This window comes from Hungatella sp. SB206, assembly GCF_051132295.1.
Lineage (GTDB): Bacteria > Bacillota > Clostridia > Lachnospirales > Lachnospiraceae > Hungatella > Hungatella effluvii.
Genome location: NZ_CP096603.1, coordinates 4848190 through 4864046 on the forward strand (window position 1 = coordinate 4848190; position 15857 = coordinate 4864046).

14 protein-coding genes are annotated in these 15857 nt (G+C 51.0%); 3 read left to right on the forward strand and 11 right to left on the reverse strand.

The window, feature by feature from the left end; genetic code table 11:
• Nucleotides 1-3 precede the first annotated feature (3 nt).
• Complete coding sequence (locus M1L66_RS21565) at nt 4-1140, reverse strand: AAA family ATPase (RefSeq protein ID WP_434688115.1); 1137 nt, start codon at nt 1138-1140, stop codon at nt 4-6.
• A 2-nt stretch (nt 1141-1142) separates the two neighbouring features.
• A complete protein-coding gene (locus tag M1L66_RS21570) occupies nt 1143-1955 on the reverse strand; it encodes an RNA ligase family protein (protein WP_434688117.1) in 813 nt (270 codons plus the stop codon).
• A gap of 604 nt (nt 1956-2559) precedes the next feature.
• On the opposite strand from M1L66_RS21570, the gene M1L66_RS21575 reads away from it, so the two are divergent.
• Nucleotides 2560-3102, forward strand: a complete 543-nt coding sequence (locus M1L66_RS21575) for a DJ-1/PfpI family protein (RefSeq protein WP_434688120.1) — start codon at nt 2560-2562, stop codon at nt 3100-3102.
• Nucleotides 3103-3124: 22 nt separating this feature from the next.
• Here the strand turns inward: M1L66_RS21575 and M1L66_RS21580 are convergent, their stop codons facing one another.
• From M1L66_RS21580 to M1L66_RS21595, 4 genes are all read right to left on the reverse strand, one after another.
• Nucleotides 3125-3325 (reverse strand): helix-turn-helix transcriptional regulator, encoded by a 201-nt coding sequence (locus M1L66_RS21580; RefSeq protein ID WP_434688122.1) that lies wholly within the window; start codon nt 3323-3325, stop codon nt 3125-3127.
• Nucleotides 3318-3668, reverse strand: a complete 351-nt coding sequence (locus M1L66_RS21585; protein WP_055658726.1) for a DUF3796 domain-containing protein — start codon at nt 3666-3668, stop codon at nt 3318-3320. Before M1L66_RS21585 ends, M1L66_RS21580 begins: the two co-directional genes overlap by 8 nt.
• 179 nt (nt 3669-3847) lie before the next feature.
• Complete coding sequence (gene carB / locus M1L66_RS21590) at nt 3848-7042, reverse strand: carbamoyl-phosphate synthase large subunit (RefSeq protein ID WP_187018872.1); 3195 nt, start codon at nt 7040-7042, stop codon at nt 3848-3850.
• The gene (locus M1L66_RS21595; protein ID WP_187018870.1) at nt 7042-8115 is read right to left on the reverse strand and encodes a carbamoyl phosphate synthase small subunit; all 1074 of its coding nucleotides are present in this window, start codon (nt 8113-8115) and stop codon (nt 7042-7044) included. The genes carB and M1L66_RS21595 overlap by 1 nt, the downstream gene beginning before the upstream one ends.
• A gap of 315 nt (nt 8116-8430) precedes the next feature.
• Between M1L66_RS21595 and M1L66_RS21600 the strand changes: the two genes are divergently transcribed.
• Both M1L66_RS21600 and M1L66_RS21605 read left to right on the forward strand, forming a co-directional pair.
• Entirely contained in the window at nt 8431-8607 is a 177-nt protein-coding gene (locus M1L66_RS21600; protein ID WP_434688126.1) for a hypothetical protein, read from the forward strand.
• Nucleotides 8608-8776: 169 nt separating this feature from the next.
• The gene (locus M1L66_RS21605; RefSeq protein ID WP_187018866.1) at nt 8777-10048 is read left to right on the forward strand and encodes a peptidoglycan-binding protein; all 1272 of its coding nucleotides are present in this window, start codon (nt 8777-8779) and stop codon (nt 10046-10048) included.
• A gap of 113 nt (nt 10049-10161) precedes the next feature.
• Here the strand turns inward: M1L66_RS21605 and M1L66_RS21610 are convergent, their stop codons facing one another.
• From M1L66_RS21610 to M1L66_RS21630, 5 genes are all read right to left on the reverse strand, one after another.
• Nucleotides 10162-11067, reverse strand: coding sequence for a DUF368 domain-containing protein (locus tag M1L66_RS21610; RefSeq protein WP_434688129.1), 906 nt, complete (start codon nt 11065-11067; stop codon nt 10162-10164).
• Nucleotides 11068-11099: 32 nt separating this feature from the next.
• A complete protein-coding gene (locus tag M1L66_RS21615; RefSeq protein ID WP_187018862.1) occupies nt 11100-11744 on the reverse strand; it encodes an HAD family hydrolase in 645 nt (214 codons plus the stop codon).
• Nucleotides 11745-11942: 198 nt separating this feature from the next.
• Nucleotides 11943-12581: an AAA family ATPase gene (locus M1L66_RS21620; RefSeq protein WP_117623608.1), complete on the reverse strand. Its 639-nt coding sequence runs from the start codon at nt 12579-12581 to the stop codon at nt 11943-11945.
• A 177-nt stretch (nt 12582-12758) separates the two neighbouring features.
• Nucleotides 12759-13541: an N-acetylmuramoyl-L-alanine amidase gene (locus M1L66_RS21625; protein ID WP_187018859.1), complete on the reverse strand. Its 783-nt coding sequence runs from the start codon at nt 13539-13541 to the stop codon at nt 12759-12761.
• A gap of 72 nt (nt 13542-13613) precedes the next feature.
• Complete coding sequence (locus tag M1L66_RS21630) at nt 13614-15818, reverse strand: glycoside hydrolase family 2 TIM barrel-domain containing protein (protein WP_434688134.1); 2205 nt, start codon at nt 15816-15818, stop codon at nt 13614-13616.
• Nucleotides 15819-15857 lie beyond the last annotated feature (39 nt).

Below are 15857 nucleotides of genomic sequence, written 5' to 3' on the forward strand. Positions count from 1 at the left end.
ATTTTACTGGAAGCTTACCCGGAAGCCCTCGGTACGCTCTACCATATCCAGGCGGCGAATCATCCGGTTAATCACCTCCAACGGTACACTCCGCTCCCGAATCGTATTGCGCCGCAGCACTTCCCGGTAAGACACCTCCAAATATCTGATATTCACTCTTGCACCGTAATTGCTGCACAGCCGGCATATCTTCTGTCTGTTGTCCAGCACCAGATTGGTTGCATTCCACACAAATGGGGTCTGCGTGCGCAGAAATCCCTTTGCCCGCTCTCTCGCAACGGCCGCCACAGGCCCAGAAGGCTCACTCGGCCGCACTCCCATCTCCTCCCGGATGTCATCCAGGGAGATTACCGGGAGATGTGAAAAATTCTCCTGAATATACGTATCCTTACCTGCCAGAGGAAGCCCCGCCATCACATAGACATCGAACTTCGTCGTATCATAGAGGCATTCCTCCGGCCATATGGTCTGTTTCTCAAAGTAACAGAAACGCGTATACTCATTGGCAAAATGAATCCGCTCATCATAACAGCCTGTTTCCCCGGCATAAGCCCTGAAATATTCCACCGTCTCCAGAGCCGCCGTCTTATCGCTGCACTCCCTTCCCAGCACATCTGCGCGCCCAAGAAGATAGAGCAGCTTCAGCCTGACGCTCTCCCTTGCTCTCACAAGGCTAACGGAAGGCGACTCCTTCTCCATAAACAAAAGCGGCAGCCCATGGTAACGGATCAGCCAGGCGATCTCCTCCCTGACCGTAAACGGAATCGAAAAACGTTCCTCCAATTCCTTATAGCACAGCTCCCGAAACCGCTTCATCCCCGCAATGCTGTGCCCGGGTGAAATGATTCTGCCCTCTTCTTCGGCCGAGGGCATTGTGCAGCTCTTCTTTCCGATATCGTGGAACATGGCGGCCATATAAAGGACCGCCCGTTCCTCTCTGTTTAAATCCTTCCACTCTTCACCTGACACGACCGCACGGCAGACGTGCCTCGTATGCTCCAGCACATTTCCCTCGCGGTGCCATGTGCTGTCCTGCATGACGTCTTCCAACTCCTCCAGCCATGGAAATTCCACGAGGAGTGTGTCAAAGCAGTATCCCTTCTGCTCTAAGAAATCTTCAAGTCTCTGCTGATCTGCCATACTCACACCTCCTCCCGAAGGGGAATATCCGAGAATAAATCCGTCCCCGGCGCCAGCTGGTTCGGAATGACGGGCCGGTTGAGCCAATGTGTCTCCGAATCGAGAATCGTGTTTAAAAATGTGCTTCTCACATATTTAAACCGTTCCTTCACCAGACCGTCGTCCTCTGCCTTGATGTAGATACCCTCCATGAGATCGGACATATCTGTTTGCCTTTTTACCAGTTCCCAATAAAGCCCCTGTCCTTCACACTGCTCCCGCAGGGACTGCTCATACCGCTCCGACTTAAAATGTGACCTGCCAAGCCAGGAAACCAGCTCTTCCAGAGAATTCAGCCTGCCCTCAAACAGAACGAGGACCGACACAATAAACGGGCACTGTAAGAGCAGCTTCCTTCTCGCAGCCGTACTTAAAAAGCTTTTCGTTTCCTTATCAAAAATGTCAAATTCCATAAAATAATGGGTAAGCCTGTCATAGTACACCGTGTGTTTAGCATACAGCCATTCCCCGTACATCACATAGCGCGTCCCCAGCATCTCATATAAATCCGCCTGATGGCAGCTGGCCCACGTCTTAAAAAGATCAAACTGGCGCTCTCCATAGCCGCCGTTTAAGAAATGGCCCCTGCTCTGGAGCATCAGTTTGCCGTTCTCCCCAAAGCTGACGCCGCAGTTGGCGCCATCCACCTTTTCCTCCAGAACCACGAATTTTCCCCTGATCTCCTCGAATCTCACATTTTTCAAATTCTCGTCGCCCGCCTGGATTCTGGAGCCTTCGATATGGCGGGTTCTCGGATATTTATAAATCATTTCCATATTCATTTCACTTCTTTCTCTCTTCATGTTCCCGTTATATGCCACAGACCTTTCAGCCATCCGCCAAAGCGCACGTTTCCATTTTTACGCAGCAGGAGCCCTCTTCCATTGAATAAAGAGTTCGGCAAGCCGGACTCTCGCGCCGGAGCGCGGTCGCTTCAGCGGCCATATTTCCTTAGCGCGGAGTGCGCCTCCTCCTGGAGGGTTTTTATTTCATAGGACGAACTTTCCTATGAAATAAAAAAAAGCTGTGGCCCATACATCACCACAACACAAGTTAAGTCCTGCGGCAGCTTCCGGAATATCCATACGTATCCTCACGACCAGCCGCTCACGAAAACAGACGAAAAAGAAATTCTTTTTCGGGCTTGTATACGGTGTAAAAGTATCGTTTATAAGGGTATCAAAACAAGACAGCCCGCACCCTGCGTTCCATCCCTGGTTCCATTGATTTACTTATAAACAAACCATTACATCGTTCTCACCCTTTCTTTATAAATCTAGGGTAATCTTACCATCAAATAAATAGAATGTCAATTTATCTATACAAATAACGTGCCGTCACCTATAATAAGGATATCAATTTTATTACGGAGGCAGAACTATGCGTAACTATTTTCTTATTTATGACGGCTGCTGTTTCTTTGAGATCGTACTGTTGGGATATTTCATGAAATACTCCTCTCTTGGTGAACAGCCCTGTGCTTACTGCATGGCTGGCTCCGCCGATGACACAGGCGGCGGAACGATCCGCACATCGGAAGGCTTCTGCGTTCAGGCAGACACATTTTTAAAAGATATCGATCCGGACGAAGTTACATCCTTCATCATTCCGGGCGGCGATATCGCCCATGTCAGAGGAGACGAGCTGAGTGCCTTCCTTCACAGACTTAACCGGGACAAATCCTGTATCTGCGCCATCTGCGCCGGCGTCGATCTTCTGGAAGAATACGGTTTTCTGGAAGGAAAGAACACCATTCGGACAAGCAAAAATCTGGCTGTGAGCGACGGACGTCTCATCACAGCCAGACCAAACGGATATGTGGATTTTGCAGTCGAAGCGGGAAAGGCCATCGGCCTGTTTTCAGACGAGGCCGACATTGCCGAGACACTGGACTTCTTTAAATACCACAAATCAGAGATCTGACTCGATGCTGCCGCAAACGGCGTCACGATTCATCCATGGTAAACAGTTCCTCAATCGTGACGCCGAAGACCTTTGCGATATTCCAGGCCAGAACAAGGGAAGGATTGTACTTCCCCTTTTCCAGGTTACCGATCGTCTCACGGCGGACTCCCACCCTGGCCGCCAGTTCTTCCTGCTTCATATCATACCTGGCCCGGTATTCTTTGATCCGGTTTTTAATCATCTCCCGACCACCAGCTTTCTTTTATTCCATAATAGGCAGTTGATAACGCATAGACCAGCACCGATGCGCTCCACCCCCAGGCGATCCCGATGACAAGCGCCTTGCTGATCCCATAAAGCGCCGCGTAAATCAGCGTCACTACGGCAGTTAAAACCATGCCGCACATAAATGCCCTGGCAGCGGACTTATTCATATACTCGATCATCATCTCATCTGTCTTTCTGAAAAAGTACTGAAAATCCACCGCAAATCCAAAAAATGCGAGGAAGGTACGCTCCTCCGTGACAATTCCCAGGATACCCAGCAGCGATAGAAATCCCAGACAACCATAGCCATATTTCATATTCTTCCCCCTTTCTACGTGGTATATTTATAACTTTATGTTATAAATATACCACGTATTTTTCAAGCTGTCAACAGCCAGTTATTTCGATTATTATAGTAAAACAGTGTTTTCTTCTAACAATATAAACAGGCGGCAGTCACAGATATTTAAACCTGTAACTGCCGCCCGTCTGCCCTTTAAACCGTTGCAATATCAATCAACGTCAATTCATTCGCCCTGTTTTCCATACTGGTCACAAGAGCCGCCGCCGTATCGAGTGAGGTCAGCACGTTTACGCCTGTCTCGATGGCATTTCTTCTGATTATGAAACCGTCACGGCTCTTATCCGCCCCCTGCGGCGGGATATCGATAACCAGATCGATCTCGTGTCCCAGAATCAGATCCAGCAGGTTCGGGGACTCCTGTTCCAGCTTTCTTACTGCCAGCGCCTTTACTCCATGGCTGTTTAAAAACTTCGCAGTTCCCGCGGTGGAGAAAATCCGGTATCCCTGTGCCTGGAATCTTCTTGCTATGTCCACGGCCTCTTCCTTCTCGGAATCGCGGACCGTGATAATCATATTTTTATACTTTGGAAGGCGCACGCCTGCTCCCTCAAATGCCTTATAAAGCGCCTCATTGAAGGTCTTCGCAATTCCCAGACACTCTCCGGTAGACTTCATCTCCGGCCCGAGGCTGATATCGGCGCCGCGGATTTTTTCAAAGGAGAATACCGGCATCTTGATGGCAATATAGTCCGCGGAAGGCTGAAGTCCCGGCGTATAGCCCAGCTCCCGGATTGTCCGGCCGCAGATGATCTGCGTCGCCAGCGGCACGATAGGGATTCCGGTAACTTTGCTGATATACGGCACGGTACGGGAAGAACGCGGATTCACCTCGATGATGTACACGTCATCTCCGTCTACAATAAACTGAATGTTGATCATGCCTTTCACGTGAAGGGCTCTCGCCAGCTTCTCCGTATACTCTACTAAAGTCTCGATATTCTTCTCTGTCAGATCCTGAGCCGGATAGACGGAAATACTGTCGCCGGAATGAATACCGGTCCTCTCGATATGCTGCATGATTCCCGGAATCAGAATGTCGGTGCCGTCACAGATGGCATCAACCTCGATCTCTTTTCCCATGATATACTTATCTACGAGTATCGGATGCTCCTGGGCAATCTGGTTGATGATTCCGATAAATTCGTCCACATCCTGGTCGCTGATGGCGATCTGCATGCCCTGGCCGCCTAAAACATAGGATGGACGGACCAGCACCGGATATCCCAGCTTATGGGCCGCTTCTTTAGCCTCTTCGGCAGTGTAAACCGTATGGCCCGCAGGTCTCGGAATACTGCATTCCTCCAGAATCTTATCGAACAGCTCCCGGTCCTCCGCCGCATCCACATCTTCCGCGGCCGTACCGAGAATGGTCACCCCCATCTTCATCAGACTTTCCGTCAGCTTGATGGCCGTCTGGCCGCCGAACTGAACCACTGCCCCATCCGGCTTTTCGATGTCCACAATGCTCTCCACATCCTCCGGTGTCAACGGCTCGAAATACAGCTTATCCGCAATATCGAAGTCGGTACTTACCGTCTCCGGGTTATTATTTACAATAATCGTCTCATAGCCCTCTTTGCTGAACGCCCAGGTGCTGTGAACCGAACAGAAGTCAAACTCGATCCCCTGGCCGATACGGATCGGACCGGAACCGAGGACAAGCACTTTCTTCCGCCCGCTGGTATATGCGGCTTCATTCTCGCTGCCAAAGCAGGAATAGTAGTAAGGCGTCTCCGCCGCAAATTCAGCCGCGCACGTATCCACCATCTTAAACGCGGCCACAATGTTGTTGTCCTTACGCATCTGATGAATCTCCTGTTCGGAGCTTCCTGTCAGTCTGGCGATGACGTTGTCCGGGAACTCGATTCTCTTGGCTTCTCTCAGCAGATCCACCGTCAGCGGTCCCTTCTTAAGCGCCTCTTCCATCTCCACGATGATCGCCAGCTTATCGATAAACCAGACGTCGATCTTCGTGATCGCATGGATCGTCTCATAGGTGAAGCCGCGTCTTAACGCCTCCGCGATCACCCAGATTCTCCTGTCGTCCACGAGGGCCAGCGTGTCCTTTAATTCCTCGTCGGAAAGCTCTGTAAAATCATAGGACATCAGGCTGTCCACATGCTGCTCTAAGGAACGGATCGCCTTCATTAAGCCGCCTTCAAAGTTCGTACAGATACTCATGACCTCTCCGGTCGCCTTCATCTGGGTTCCCAGCGTTCTCTTGGCGCTGATGAACTTGTCAAACGGGAGACGCGGCATCTTGACCACGCAGTAATCCAGCATCGGCTCGAAGCTGGCGTACGTCTTCTTCGTAACCGCGTTCTTAATCTCGTCCAGGGTATAACCAAGTGCGATTTTGGCCGCAACCTTGGCAATGGGATATCCGGTGGCCTTGGAAGCCAGCGCGGAGGAACGGCTCACGCGCGGGTTTACCTCGATGACACAGTATTCAAAGCTGTCCGGGTTTAAGGCGTACTGTACGTTACAGCCGCCGGTGATTCCCAGTTCGCTGATAATTTTAAGTGCTGATGTACGAAGCATCTGGTACTCCTTATCACCCAGAGTCTGGGAGGGAGCCACAACGATGCTGTCGCCGGTGTGAACGCCGACCGGATCGATATTTTCCATATTACAAACGGTGATCACATTGCCCGCACCGTCGCGCATCACTTCGTATTCGACTTCCTTCCATCCTGCGATGCACCGCTCCACCAAAACCTGTCCCACACGGGACAGACGAAGGCCGTTTTCCAGAATCTCCGCACATTTCTCCGGGTTCTCAGCGATACCGCCGCCGGAACCGCCCAGTGTGTAAGCCGGACGAAGGACTACGGGATAACCGATCTTTTCCGCGATTTCCAGACCGTGTTTGACATCCTCCACGATATCGGAGGGAGCTACCGGCTCGCCGATCTTCTCCATAGTCTCCTTGAACATCTCGCGGTCTTCCGCCTTCTTAATGGTAAGAGCTGTGGTTCCGATCAGACGCACATTGTGATCCTTAAAAAATCCGGCGTCCTCTAATTCCATGGCAAGATTCAGTCCCGCCTGGCCGCCCAGAGTCGGGAGTACGCTGTCCGGTTTCTCCTTCAGGATCAGCTGTTCCACCACTTCTACCGTCAGAGGTTCGATATAAACCCTGTCCGCAATATCCTTATCCGTCATGATGGTGGCCGGATTGGAGTTTAAGAGAACCACCTCGATGCCTTCCTCTTTTAAAGAACGGCATGCCTGGGTTCCCGCATAGTCGAATTCCGCCGCCTGGCCGATGATGATCGGGCCGGAGCCGAGAACAAGTACTTTTTTAATATCAGGATTCTTCGGCATTACTTTCCCTCCTCCATCATTTTCAAAAATCTGTCAAATAAGTAGCCGGAGTCCAGCGGTCCCGGACATGCCTCCGGATGGTACTGAACCGTGAAAATGTTCTTATTTACGTATTTTAATCCCTCGTTAGTGCCATCGTTGACATTGACAAATGCCGGAACGGCCGTCTCAGATTTAATTGTATCCATGTCCACCACATAGCCGTGGTTCTGTGACGAGATGTAGACGCGTCCTGTCTCTAAGTCCTTTACCGGATGGTTTCCGCCGCGGTGACCGTATTTTAACTTGTGGGTATCCGCGCCTGTGGCCAGCGCCATCAGCTGATGGCCGAGGCAGATGGCAAAGATCGGTACCTCTGATTCATATAATTTGCGGATCTCGGTGATAATATCCGTACACTCCTTTGGATCTCCAGGGCCGTTGGAAAGCATGATTCCGTCAGGATTTTCCGCCAGAATCTCTTCCGCTGCCGTCGTCGCCGGATATACGGTAACCTGGCAGCCTCTCTCATTCAAAGAACGGGCAATGTTCATCTTTGCGCCTAAATCGAGAAGCGCCACCTTCTTTCCGTCTCCCGGAAGCATGTATTTTTCGGCGCAGGTGGTTTTCTTCACCACACCGGTAACCGAATAATTTTTCATACGGGCAACAGCCTCATCACAATCAAAATTTTCATTGGTTGTAATCATGCCGTTCATCGTACCTTTTTCTCTTAAGATTTTTGTTAGGGCTCTCGTATCGATACCACTGATACCTGGAATATCTTGTTCCTCTAAGAAATGCTGAATGGTATCCCCGCTTCTGAAGTTGCTGGGGATTCTAGATAATTCTCTGACAATGTAGCCGTCCGGCCATGCTTTATACGATTCCATATCTTCACGACAAATTCCGTAATTACCAATCAGCGGATACGTCATCACCACGGCCTGCCCCGCGTACGAGGGGTCGGTGAGGACTTCTAAATAACCGGTCATGGAAGTATTAAATACGATTTCGCTGATTACTTCCCTTTTCGAACCAATGCTGGTTCCTGTGAATACGGTTCCGTCTTCCAGTATTAAAAAAGCTTTCATACGTAAAGTCCCAATCCTTTCTTAATGCTATGCGTTGTTTGAGCGCTCTGAAAATCAGCCCAAATTGAATAGATTATACATGATTTCACGACATTTTTCAACTGTTTTCTGCACGATTGCCTGACTATCTTTTTGTATTTTTTATAGACTATTTTAAACATAATATACAATTTCCTTTTTTTCATATTACGTTGGATGGATCTTCCGTTTGAGATGGATAGATCTTCCGGCCTTGGCTTTCACATCCTGGTGAAAAAACCGTATCCGCGAATAGCCGGGTTCAAAACTGCAGAGACTATCTCCGAGGTGATGTTTATGATAGATAACAGTGAAATGCCCATCGGTTTTACCATGGAGCTGGCACAGCATTCCGACATTCTGACCCGTTTTGCGGAACTTCCGGAATCCAGACGGAACGAAATCGTAGACGGAGCCAGAAACGTTGAGAGCCGGAATGAAATGCGTAACTACGTAGAGTCCATGTTCCGGTAAAACGTCCGGAAATTCGGAATCCCTTCAGTCAGCCAGGATTCCCGGACTGCGGCGCCTGCCCCCTCCCGGCAGAAACATTCTCCGCCGCAGCCCGTTTTCCGGAAAAACCGGAACATTTGCGAAACAGCCGTCATATACTGTCAGTAATCATCCAATAAAGGGGCAATCTATGAGAAAATATATGACCGCTGCCGCACTGGAACCTACTGATACCGGCTCACTCCAGGTAAATGTAGTTTCTGCCGAAAACAATTTTCCTATCCGCGATGCCGAAGTTTCCATCGCTTACAAAGGAGATCCTGAAAGCACTGTAGAATCGACGAACACCAATTCTTCCGGCCAGACCGGGGAGATCCGCTTAGCCGCTCCTCCGCTGGAATACAGCCTGTCGCCCGGCTTAACCCAGCCCTATTCCGAATATACCATCACCATCCGGGCGCGGGGCTTTGCGGAAGTCGCCATCTCCGGAACGGAAATCCTTCCGGACTCTCTTGCAATCCAGCCGGTCCGTATGACGCCGCTGGCCGACGAGGTATCACCGGACACTCCCATCGTCATTCCGGATCACACGCTCTATGGTTACTATCCACCAAAAATTGCTGAAGCTGAAGTAAAGCCGGTGGCTGAAACCGGTGAGATCGTCTTAAGCCGCGTGGTAGTTCCTCAGACCGTCGTGGTTCATGACGGAGTTCCTACCGACTCAACCGCCCCCAATTACTACGTTCCATACCGGGACTATATCAAGAATGTAGCCTCCAGTGAAATTTACGCAACCTGGCCCCGTTCCTCCATCACGGCAAACGTTCTGGCCATCATGAGCTTCACACTGAACCGTGTCTACACGGAGTGGTACCGCAACCAGGGCTATGATTTCACCATTACCTCTTCCACCGCTTTTGACCATAAATGGATCTACGGCAGAAATATCTTCCAGTCCATCTCCGAGGTTGTGGATGAGATCTTCGACAACTACTTATCGCGTCCTGAGGTCAAACAGCCGATCTTAACCCAGTACTGTGACGGCAACCGGGTGTCCTGCCAGCACAAAGGCTGGATGACGCAGTGGGGCTCCGCCGACTTAGGCGAACGCGGATACAGCCCCATTGAAATTCTGCGCTATTTCTACGGTGATGACATGTACATCAATACCGCCGAGCAGATTTCCGGCATCCCCGCTTCCTGGCCCGGCTACGATTTAACCATCGGCTCCAGCGGCCAGAAGGTACAGCAGGTGCAGGAACAGCTGGACGCCATCGCCACCGTTTACAGCGCCATCCCGCACATTACGCCGGATGGGATCTTCGGACCGGCAACCGCAGCCGCTGTACGGGAATTCCAGTCCATATTCGGCCTCCCTGTGACGGGAGTTATCGATTTCCGCACCTGGTATAAAATATCCCATATTTATGTGGGAGTCACAAGAATTGCCGAGTTAAATTAATTCATATAATTAATTAAGAAGAAAAAAGCCAGATGCATCGTTTCTGCTGATCAGACGATGCATCTGGCTTTTTGTATTTCTGTTTTTTGTATTCCCGTTTCTCAACCGCCGGCTCATCCTTCTCCGCCGCACCGAACCGCTGCTGCGTATCCCAGCAGACACAGGGAAATCCCGCCAAGCAGCTGGTAAAGTTCGATCTGTTTCCAGGCCACATCCCACAGGATCACCACCGGCGAAGAAAATACCAGGCCGATGATCACGCGGTACATCTGGCGCTCATGATTGACCAGAAGATGTTCCACAATTTTGGCAAACAGAAAAATTCCGAGTCCCAGCCCTGTAAAATACGGAAGCAGGACCAGTCCATCTGACAGAAGCGCTGGAAAATCAAACGCGGCCGCCGCCCTGATACAGCCGTTTGTCGTCTGCAGCAGCGGCTCGTACACACCGATCATCATCATGATCATGGAGCCGCTCACGCCCGGAACCACCATGGTTCCCGCAGCCAGTATGCCCACGAAGAACATGGAGATAATCCAGAACCGGCCGGAAGAGAGATAGGCCGCTCCGGTCTTCACTGACTCGCCTCCAGCCTGGGAACCGGAGGCGAGAGACATTCCGCCCGCTACGGTGATAAAGATCACCACGGCGGCTGTGATGCAGATCGTAACAGCCCCCAGTCTCTTCTCCCCAGGCTCCGCCTTCGCCTTTGTCTTCTCAAACAGAGCAGGAAGGCCGCCGCCGATCAGCCCGATAAACGCCAGCTTCGTCTGTAAAGGAAACGTCCCAAATAAGTATTCGAACACCAGAGACAGGCTGATGATCCCAGCCACCGCCCCCAGACCGTAGGGAAACAGCGTTTTTATGCTTTCCACCGGTTCCTTAAAGAGCCGGTTCACCGCATGGATGATCGTGTCGTACACGCCCATGGATATGGCCAGCATCCCGCCGCTGATGCCGGGAAGGATATTGGCAATTCCTATGACCACGCCTTTCAGCAATTCACCGATATACTCCAAATCATTCCTCCTTCAAGGTTGTATATCGTATTTTATGCTTCAGCCACCACTTCTAATACCTCTTTCACCCTGGCAATGTGATAATCCGCCAGACTCTGGTCGAAATTGTAGCGGTTATCGATCACCGCCGCGATCTTCATCCCGGCTCTGCTGGCCGCTGTAATCCCGATGGTGGAATCCTCCACCGCCAGACACTCTTCCGTCCTTACGCCCAGCTGAGACGCTGTATACTGATAGATTTCAGGGTCCGGTTTGCTCCGTTTAAACTGGCTGCCGCTGACCACCACTTCAAAATATTCCCTTATCTCATTTTCACGAAGAACCCGTTCCACCAAATCCATCTGAGTGGAAGAAGCCAGTGCGAGCCGGTATCCCTTTTCCTTCAAAGTTCTTAAGACCTCTGTAACTTCCGGGCGGTAAATCTCTCTATAGTCCACCTCACTGTAAATATCACGCTGGCGGCACTCATCTCTCAATTCCTCCCACGGCTGTCCGTTATCGACCGCACGCTCCAGTACCTCCCACGCCTCTTTTTTTGTCGCGCCAACCATCGGATAAAGTTGTTCAATGCGCACGTTCGGGTTCTTCTTCCTGGCAAATTCCAACTGAAATTCCAAATACGTTCCCTCGCTGTCGATGATCACGCCATCCATGTCAAAAATCACTGCCTTAACCATGTGTTTCCTCTCTCCTGTCCCTTATCCTGCGTTACCAGTATTTCCGTTTACCATTCCCAGGCGCCTTTTCACAAGTCCGGCCTGCCCGGATGGCTCTATCATATCACACTACTGCCGGTTTTCACAATATATCATTTTTATCCTGTTCAGCCGCCCCAAAAAAAACGGCACAGCCAAACCTGACTGTGCCGCCCAAACTCATATTTTATAGCCTCTGATCTTTATGTACTCCTCGATCATTCTGACACTCCCCTTGATCCCGGCCGTTGATGTATTGATCAGAAGATCGTAGTTCTCCGGGTCCGCCCATCCTCTCCCGGTATAATAACGGTAGTAATTCCGTCGTTCCTTGTCTATCCGCTTTACATTCTTCTTAATGTCCTCCGGCGCATAGAGTTCTTTCTCCTTAATCCTGCGGATTCTCGCGTCCATATCCGAATAAATGAATATCCGTACCAGTTCGATGTTGTCCGCGTCCTCCAGCACGTAATCCGCGCAACGGCCCACAATGACGCAGGACTGCTCCTCTGCCAGCTTCCGGATCACCTCAGACTGAAAACGGAATAAGTTGTCCGCCGAGATTAAGTCCGAACCGAAGCTTGGGCCTCTCATCTCCGGTGTCATACTGCTGATAATCCGGTACAGAAGCCGGTTCCCCGCTTTCTCATCCGCCAGATGAAAGTAACTCTCCTTGATGCCGCTCTCGTCGGAATTCATACGCAGGATATTCTTGTCGTAAAAATCAATTCCCAGTTCTCCCGCCAACTTCCGACCGATTTCATTGCCGCCGCTGCCATACTGACGGCCAATGGTAATAACAAGTTTCTTATCTCCCATGTGAATCCCTCCTGTGCATGCGTGACCGTTGATTTGTTGTTTTGTTGTTTTGTTGTTTTGTTGTTTTTCTGTCTCTATTATAACACACATTTTCTGTTGCGGACACTATTTTTCCGGAATATGGAGTTCCCCGGCGGGACCATTTTCACCGTTGGAAAATGGTCCCGGTCCGGTCTCTTAAGAAACGGCCGGTCTTCTGACAAGAAATGTATTGTATCCATACCGTCTCAGCTCCTGCTCCATGCGCACGGCGTTATCCAGCTCACGGAAAGCGCCGGCACGTACCTTGAATAAACCATCCTCATTGACGATAAACGCCGGGAATCCCTGGGACCGCAGCGTATTCATCTGCTGTTCTGCCAGAGAGCGGATGCGGTAAGCTCCCGTCTGAATCTGGTAGTACTCCGGCTGCGCCGCTTCCCCTTCCCGGATCGTTGTCAGAATTCCGTCGGCAATCGCTCTTGCGATGGCATCAATATTATCATCAAAGAGCTGGTTGTCGGCCTCATTGTCGATGAATCCCACCTCCACCAGGACGGCCGGCATCTCGGTTCTGCGAAGCACGACCAGCCCCGGCCTCTCGATGATACCCAGGTTGGCAAACCCCGTATTGGCCAGTTCTTCGTTGATATTGTTCGCAAGCTGTGCCGGAACTCCCTTATTCTCAAATACGAGACTCATAACTCCGGAGGCGCTGCCCGGTATTGGCATGGCATTCCGGTGAATCGATACGAAATAGTCCGCTCCCGCCTCATTCGCCATCGTGGCCTTTTCCAGAGGCGTATTATACGTATCATCTGTTCTTGTATATCTGACGTCTACTCCATTCTCCGACAGAATTTTTCCTACCGCCAGGGCAAGCCTCAATGCATCGTCCTTTTCCTGTCTTCCTTCAAATTTTGCGCCCGGATCAGCGCCGCCGTGACCGGCATCTATCACTACTATCTTTCTTTCAGCCAAAAGAAAAACTCCTTTCACATACCTCTATGATGTAAAGTATGTGAAAAGAGCCCTGAATGTACCATTTTTGATCTATTCCTGCAGTTTCTTCACTTTTGTAAGGCGTTCGTTCAGCCGGACGACCCATTCCCTGCGTATGAGTCCTCCCGATTTCCTTGCAATGCTTTCTAACGGAAGTTCTCCCAGCGTATGCAGCAGGGGCTGGCTCAACACATCGGCTCCCGCCTCCTCCTCCAAAACCTTTTTCGCCTCCGGATTGTCCAAAATCTCATCCAGTGTATCGTATACGGAATGATACCCGTTCCTCACACGGTATTCGGTCGCCACCTCCCGCATCTCCGCATTCCTGTCCTGTCTGAATAAATAGGAAGGTTCATCCGCCTGTTCTCCATACAGGATCACATCATCGTAATCTCCGCGCTCCGTCTTCACCAAAATATCATTCTTCCCCGGAAGCAGCACCACTCCGTCCAGCCAGAAGATATGGCAGTCCTTGCACATGGCTCCCATGGATTTGCTGTTCACAAACAGTTCCACGTCCTCCGCGTTAGAATAAACACGGATAGTATTACTGCTTTCCGCCCGCCTCTTATAACGCTTTCCGGTAATATGAACCACCGGCTCCCCGGACCACTCCGCCTTATACAGGTAAAATGCGTCCTTTCTCGTCTTTCGGTCATACGTGACCAGTCCCTTGTTATTTCTCCCGCTCACACCGCCTTCCTTTCGGTTGACGGAGGCGAAATCACACAGATTCCACACATAGGACGCCCACACCAGCGGATGCTCCCTTATGATTGCCAGCATCTCTTCGTGGTACAGAGACTGGTAGCTTTCGGAGTAATCGCCTTTCGTCGGCGAACCGGTCTGGTAAGTCAGAATTCCATCCGCGCCGTATTCCGATATGGCGATCGGAACGGGCACCTGCTTCTGCTGCAGTTCATCCAGCCAGACTCCCATGTCACTGCATTCGCCCACATACCATCCGTAATAGACGTTATAGCCGATTCCGTCAGTAATAACGCTCAAAGGGCTGTCCTCCGCAAGCGTCATCATGTGGGAGCAGACCGTGATTCGTCCGGGATCAAGGCGTTTCGCCAATGCATTCATCTCCCGAAGCGCCTCCTCCACCCAGTCCTCTGCGCCGAACATGGTCACATCGTTGCCGATTCCCCAGAAGCAGATGGACGGATGGTTGTAGTTCTGTTTTATCAGCTCCGTCAGCTGCAAAAGAGCGTTGTCTCTGGCCGCCGCACTGTCTGAAAGCCTGGAAATAAACGGAATCTCCGCCCATACTGCCAGCCCCTCCCGGTCGCACAGCTCATAAAAATAAGGAGCATGCTGATAGTGGGCCAGCCTTACGGTATTGGCGCCGATTTCCTTTAAGAGGGCCATGTCCTCCTCCATGTCCTCCCGGGAAATGGCCCATCCGCAGTCCTCTCTGTCCTGATGACGCCCTACGCCGTGGAGAAACAGCCTCTCTCCGTTCAGCTGAAAACCGCTTTCTGCGGAAAGGCTGATACTTCGAAAGCCGAATCGGATAATCCGCTTCTCCATCCACTTTCCGTTTTTCAGCAAATCTGCGGACAGCGTGTACTGATAAGCACCACTACGTCCATTCCACAAAACAGGCTGCTCGATAAAAAGCTCTGCCGGCTCCTTTCCTGCCTTGACCGTCGCTTTCGTACACAGCTCCCCGTCCTGATCCAGCACCTGGCAGCAGACCTCGCACCCTTCCGGCTCGTCCACCACACTGTACACGCGGACCCGTCCTCTTCCGCCGCCCGTAATCTCCGGAATGATATAAACACCCTCAGAGCCGTCGTCATCCAGGCTGAATCTCGACGAATCCGCCACCACAAGATTGACATCCCGGTAAATACCGCCGAAAAACGTGTAATCCGCCGCGATCGGATACACATCGTCGCGCACGGAATTGTCCACCCGCACTTCAATCCGGTTGTAATGCCCCGGTCTCATCCATTCCGTAATGTTAAACCGGAATAAGGAGTAGCCGCCTTTATGCGTCCCCACTGGCTGACCATTGATCACAACCTCGGCGACACTGCCCGCAGCGCCTATCTCCAGATAGATATCCCTGCCTTTCCAGTCATCCGACATCACAATCTGCTTTTCATAGACGCACGCTCCCACATAACCGCCGTTTCCATTCTGACCTCCCCTGATATCCCAGATGTGAGGCAGCGTAACCACGGAGGCAGGGCTTCCATCGCCTTTTCTGAATTTCCAGTCAGAATTAATATTGTATCTTTTCATTCTGCTCCTCCCTGCTGAAAATGCACTTGTCAGTCTGAT